At 67.5% G+C, this 1337-nt stretch carries 1 protein-coding gene and 1 other annotated feature; the gene reads right to left on the reverse strand.

The annotated features are described in order from the left end of the window. Positions 1-14: 14 nt before the first annotated feature. A protein-coding gene (locus JCO01S_RS15215; protein WP_439645708.1) for an IS3 family transposase occupies positions 15-1285 on the reverse strand; the annotation gives its coding sequence in 2 pieces (ribosomal slippage) (positions 15-997 and positions 997-1285; 1272 coding nt in all). Further along, positions 870-1001 (reverse strand) — a sequence feature (AL1L pseudoknot). (Overlaps the previous gene by 132 nt.) Positions 1286-1337: the final 52 nt, after the last annotated feature.

Raw genomic sequence — 1337 nt, forward strand, 5'->3', positions numbered from 1 at the left:
GGATCGCCCCGGGTTTAGTGGAGGGCTGGTTGTGCCGTCTCGGCGGTTGCCGGGGCGGTGGTCGTGTCAGCGTAGTAGCGGTCTTCGAGTTCTGTCGGCGGGATGTCTCCGCAGTGGCCGTGTAGGCGTGAGTTGTTGTACCAGTCGACCCATTCCAGGGTCGCTAGCTCGACGTCGTCCAGGCCGCGCCATGGGCCACGTCGCCAGATGAGTTCCTTCTTGTACAGCTTGTTCAGTGCCTCGGCGGCGGCGTTGTCGTAGGAGTCGCCGGTCGAGCCGACCGAGGCTTCGATCCCGGACTCGGCGAGGCGTTCGGTGTAGCGAATGGCGAGGTACTGCACTCCCTTGTCGCTGTGATGGACCAACATCGACAGGTCTCGCTGATCGCGCGAGCGGGTCCAGATCGCGTGCTCGAGGGCGTCCAGGGCAAGGTCGGTGCGCAGTGAGCGGGACACACGCCAGCCGACGATGCGCCGGGCGAAGAGGTCCATCACGAACGCGACGTACACGAACCCGGTCCACGTCGCGACGTAGGTGATGTCGGCGACCCACCGCTGATCCGGGGCTGCGGCCGTGAAGTCACGCTCGAGGCGGTCGCGTGGTTCGTGGCAGCCAGGCGGTGCGGGACGTGTCGTGCGAGTTGTGCGGGCGTTGGGCACCCCGGACAGGCCCAGCGCCCGCATCCGGCGTTCGACGGTGCACCGAGCGACCGGATCGCCCGGGTGGGTCCGGTTGATCACCTTCCACATCTTCCGTGCCCCGTACACGCCCATGTTCTCCTCGTGCAGCGCGGCCAGGCGCTCGTCGATGACGGCATCACGCGCCGTCCTGGCCGAGGGCGGACGCACCCTGCGGGCGTAGTACGAACTCGGGGCGATCTGGACCCCGGCCTCGGCCAGGACGGTGCAGATCGGCTCGACCCCGTGCTCGTCGCGGTGATCCTCGATGAACGCATCGACGTCGGTCAGCGGCGGTCGAGCTCCGCCTGCGCGAAATACGCACTCGCCTGCCGCAGGATCGTGTTCGCTCGGCGCAGCTCCCGGTTCTCCTTCTCCAGCTCGGCCATCCGCATCGCGTCATCGCTGGTCCTGCCCGCAACCTCGCCGGCGTCGACTCGCTCCGAGCGGACCCAGTTACGCAGCGTGTCGCCGTTGATGCCCAGCTGCTCACCCACCAGCCGGCAGGCACGAGAGACCGGCAACCCCGGCTCGTCAGCAATACGGTCGCGTACCAGCCTCACAGCTCGCTGGCGCAGCTCATCGGGATACTTCCTCGGTGCAGGCATGAATCCATCCTCCTGGGGAGATCAAGCCCTCCACCCTTCCCGGGGCGATCCA

Source organism: Janibacter corallicola NBRC 107790 (assembly GCF_001570965.1).
Taxonomy (GTDB): Bacteria; Actinomycetota; Actinomycetes; order Actinomycetales; family Dermatophilaceae; genus Janibacter; species Janibacter corallicola.